The organism is Falsochrobactrum ovis (genome assembly GCF_003259955.1).
Classification (GTDB): domain Bacteria; phylum Pseudomonadota; class Alphaproteobacteria; order Rhizobiales; family Rhizobiaceae; genus Brucella; species Brucella ovis_A.
The window spans coordinates 1-4739 of the sequence record NZ_QLMK01000031.1 but is presented as its reverse complement, the minus strand read 5'-3'; the positions used below and the strand labels follow the sequence as shown (position 1 = coordinate 4739).

Sequence of the window (4739 nt, the reverse complement as noted above, 5' to 3'; positions counted from 1 at the left end):
TGCGGTTAACGAAGATGATCCCGCTCAGAACGCGCCGATCATCAACGCGCTGGCGACCATGGCTCTTGGGGAAATAAGGACGAAGACGAGCCATTGGCTCGTCCGTCAGCCAAAATAAATTGCTCATGATTCAGGCTCCTGCACTGCCCTCTGAATCATAGACATCACGTCAAATCAATGGGTCCTGAACCTAAGGTTGAACCGCAGATAAAGCCACACCGCATGAGCAATAATCTGTGGCGGAAAACGGTGACGCTTGAAGATGATATCTGATGTCTGCATCGCCAAAATTTACGCCCAAACCGTCAGGCAGGCAACTGTAGCCCAGTTAACGTGACAACACCCAAGTGAGTTTATTTGCTGCTAAGCTGTTTAAAGAATCCGTCAAAGCTGAAGGCTCGGTTTTATCTGCTTCGATTGGCATCATTGTTTGCAAACCGAAGCAAACCTTCGCTGAAGTAATGGCACTCGCGGATGAACGGCTATATCGCAAAAAGAGAATGCGGGCTCAAGATCAAGAATACGGGCAAAGCTACTTGCATTAAGCCTAAGAAAGGTTGTATTTCCCAACTGATGGTCAAGGCCAACAGCCAACGGCCACATTCATCCCTTGACCGACAGACACCGGATCAGGTTTACTTCAATGAAGGTGGCGGCATAATCGCGGTGGAAGTCCACTTACCCCCCCTCCCCCGAAAATATTCAGACAAACCGAGCCACTTCTATTCAGGTCATCATTGCTTGGTTAAGCTGAGGTATGTTTGAGAGACTAGCCTGGCAGTGTTTAGTAGGTTTTTTAATTAAAAATGCCCCGGACTCGCCGGGGCTCTTCTCATTCCATTTTAGATTATATTATTTCTACCACTTCACGCGAAAGCCGATATTGCCCTTGAGTGTATAGCTGTCACCGAAGTTGTTGAGGCTGGTATTGACGATACCTTCACCATAGATCGAGTATTTGTCATCGTTCCAATTGTACGATCCACCAATACCCAATCCACCCCAAAGCCGATCTTTTTCTGAGGCAAAGCTGGTACCGGCAACATCAACGCGGGTTCCACTCAAGAACTCATAGTAAAGATTGGCAATACCATAGACATGCGCACGATCCGTCATACCCATTGCATTCTGCCATGAGTTCTCATGATCGAGCGTGATGCCAAGGCGGCCTTGCAGACTTTCACCCCGATCAAGGCTAACGGCTGCACCAAACACATCGGTGAAGCTGTCAAAATCCACATGCGAATAGACCAATTGTGCCTGTGGCGTTACCGACCATTGCGGATCAATGGCAAAGCGTTTGCCGCTTTCAAGCGAAAGTGCGTAGCCAAAACCATCATTGCCAGAGGTAAAGCCAAGATTGGCGATGCGGGATGAAAGATCAGAATCATACCATGTCGCCTGCGCCTGCGCGTCGACATAGAAGCCTTCATTACCATACCAGGTCAGTGTGCCGCCAAAGCCATAGCCATCGGTGGAGATTTCACCATCGCCATGAACTGACTTGGTTTTGGTCTTGCCATGCACATATTGAACAAACACGCCACCAATCAAAGTGCCGTTTTCATTCTCGTGGAGCATGCCATCCACACCGGCCTGGAACTTGAAGACATTCTGATTGTAATCAGTGTCAGAGGTGGAAGTGCGTGGCTCGACCTTATTATGCGCGCCTTCAATGCGGCCCCAGACACCGTTGCCATTCACAAGCGCTCCGGCTTCCTGCGGTGGCGCATAGGGCATTTCGATTATATCTGCGCCTTGGGCGATAACACGGTTGCCGTTGCCAACCCAGAAGCGATTGCCAACACGTTGTTGTAAACTACTAACGCCATTTAGGCCGAGAAGGGATTGCGCATAGGATTCGTAAGTGGGAACACCCGCCTGATAAAGTGGATCGGTTGGAGGTGTCGGAACCACAGGCACCTTCGGATCGCTAGGGTCGGTTGGACCAGTCGGATCAGTAGGGTCAACTTGATCCAACTGAGATCTTAAATACCAATCATTTTCCAAATCGCCTTCACCATACTCATCAATAGGAGTTGAGCTAGATGGGTTTGCACCTTTATAGAGGCCATACGCGTAAGCGCCTGCTCCAACTACCGTACGACCTCGAAATTCATAAGCATTGCTTGCCTCTACATCTAAGGCAAATGCATCATCAGTTGTGGTGCCGCCATTGATTGAACGGACAACCTTGATACCATGTCCTGGATCGGTTGCCGCTCCTGCATCCGCTACATCTGTATTGCTAATGCGAACAAGTGTTAACCCTGAAATAGTTCCACCATCATTAATAAGACGATCACTGAGGGAGCCACTCGCACCAAGGAAGGTATCCAACTGCAGAGCAGCATCACTGATGCCAGCATAATTACCTTTAATGGTAAGTGTATTTCCTGCAATCCCATCTGAAAGGTTCAGAATGCCAGATGTACTCTGAATATTTCCAGCCAAAACAAAATCGCCAAAAGCATTAATTTGCGCAGCACTGGAAAGATCAAGATTTGAGAACGTGGACGTTACAGAGTTGGCCGAACCACCTTTTTCCTGCAAGTTCCAAACGGCGTCATTACGAACGGTCATATCCAGAGTGGACGATGCCGTCTTATTGACAAGCCCATTTAATTCCCCATCGGCAAAATCAAAGGTCGTCGTGCTGGCATTGGTTGCACCACCTTTTACATCCAAAAGCCAACCATTATCGGCAGCAGTCAAATTACTATCTGCACCACGTATATTAAGGCGATAATCGTTTTGGCCCGTACCAACATCAATTAGACTAGCAGTCTGCGATGCAGTGGTTACAATCAGGTTGTTGAATGAGGTTATTGTTTGATCTGTTGCTTGGCTTGAGTTACCACTAATCGTGATAGCTTCACGACCAGCCTTGATTGTGGTGCTAGAGGTATCCGCGTCAGCATTTAAAGTAGCACCCTGCCATATCACAGCAATGGCAGAGCTATTGGCTGCAGCGAGTGTATCAATTTCCATATGCCCAGTTGAAGTCAAACGACCTTCACCCGTACCTACATTCGCAGTTTTACCCAGACGAATGGCATTTGCACGGCTGGCAGTGCTCTTAATCTTAATATCACTATTATGAATTTTAACTTCCGGCACAATGCCATCGTGCTCACTGCCCGAAACGTAAATACCGATAGCGTCATTATTTCCGGCATCAATATCAATTTTCAGGTCATTTCTGACTTCAACATAGCCTGCAGAGCCATTGCCACTATTATTTGGTGCGCCCTGAATAGCGCGGATACCATTAATTAATTGTCTGCGAAGGCCAGAGTTGTTTGCACTCATTTGAATATCAAGACTATCAAAAGCTGCGGTTGATTGCATACCACTAAAAGCTGCAGATTCACCGGAGCTTACAGATGAGCCGGCGACAACACCATAATGCTCAAATTGAGCACCAAGGAAAGAGCCGTCAGTATTCGGCAGGTTGGGCATTTTGAGATTTAAAGTGCCAATTTCAACCTGGCCACCACTCGATACACCAACACCCACTTTTGCAACCCGGTCACCGCCGTTTTGAGTGCCGCTCGCATCAATATTCTGAATAGTTAAGTCTATGACCTTGCCAGCTGCATCAAAAGTGGAAAGGGTTGTCGGCCCAGCACCAGAAACGGATATTCCAGTACTACCTTTCAAAATAGTACTAAAATCATTTTCAATCGTCAGAACATTGCTTTTCCCGCTTTGGCTATACAATTGAAACCCTAGGTTCCAAATACTTGTATTACCAATCACTGGTGCGACTGAAGTAATTTCACAGCTTGCAGTGTTTAGACTACTATTAGCCCCGACACTATAGGTGCCATTCGAGTTGGCTGTGCAAGAGGCACTCAGAGCAGTGGTTGTGCTCACAATTAAAGGTCCAGCCGTAGCTAAAAGGAAGGCTGGTACAGAGCCCAAAGCCGATATTAGCGCTGTTTGTGATAATAACGAATTGCGTAATTTCTGCATTATAGCCTCCCCTGAGCAAGCGGATGCAAAAGTAGCTGCATTAAAGTAATATTATTAACTTTCGTATATCAACATATTTGTTAAAACAGCAACATCCTCTCACTTTTTCAAAAAGAATAGTACTTATAGTTGTAATTATGTCACCAAAACTGGATTACATCAACGTAAGCGGTCAGCTGATGGCGTTGGACTTGTAGTTTCAAGGCATGAGATCTTCGATTTCAGTTACAGGTCAGCCTTGAGCGATGCGCTCTAAGGTCTGGGATAGTCAGTTAAGCGGATCGACATTGTTCAGTTTGCATGTCTGGAGAAACGCTGCCAACGTGGCCCAAGTCCGACCGCCGCCCTCACGACTGGTAAACAGGCTGTTTTTCCTTGTAATTGTCTGCGGTCTGATGGCGGCTCAACAATGTTGCTATCGATTTCGATCCGGCCATCTGTGAGGAACCGCTGCAGCGCTTCGCGCCGGGTGAGAGCGTAGCGGATTGCTTCAGCAGTTTTGGATTTACCGGAGACCTTTCCCAGCTCCTTTTCCCACATATCAAAAAGACGCGTAACAATGGCTGCGGACTGATCTTGACGCAAAGCACCGCGGATGTCGGCACTTTTGCCGCGTGCTTCATCCTCAATCCTCCACAATTCGGCCATAGCGACAACAGTATTTGTGGTGTTGTCACGTTAAGTTTCTCTGACCGGAAAGGCCCGTGGCTCGTAGATATTCAGGCGAAACAGGCCGCAATTTTCCATGCATCGAAAGCTTC

At 47.4% G+C, this 4739-nt stretch carries 1 protein-coding gene and 3 pseudogenes; all 4 read right to left on the bottom strand.

Annotation, left to right across the window (positions count from 1 at the left end; translation table 11 throughout):
* A pseudogene (locus C7374_RS15675) lies at positions 1-127 on the bottom strand (IS5/IS1182 family transposase); the annotation flags it as partial.
* A 56-nt stretch (positions 128-183) separates the two neighbouring features.
* Positions 184-282 (bottom strand): annotated as a pseudogene (locus C7374_RS16460) (IS6 family transposase); the annotation flags it as partial.
* Between the two features lie 576 nt (positions 283-858).
* Positions 859-3978 (bottom strand): autotransporter family protein, encoded by a 3120-nt coding sequence (locus C7374_RS15660; RefSeq protein WP_111576528.1) that lies wholly within the window; start codon positions 3976-3978, stop codon positions 859-861.
* Positions 3979-4210: 232 nt separating this feature from the next.
* A pseudogene (locus C7374_RS15655) lies at positions 4211-4644 on the bottom strand (IS66 family transposase); the annotation flags it as partial.
* Between the last annotated feature and the right edge of the window lie 95 nt (positions 4645-4739).

What these genes read in the sequence shown, in the direction of transcription:
- C7374_RS15660 (WP_111576528.1), bottom strand. Translation starts at nt 3,978, where the DNA reads ATGCAGAAATTACGCAATTCGTTATTATCACAAACAGCGCTAATATCG.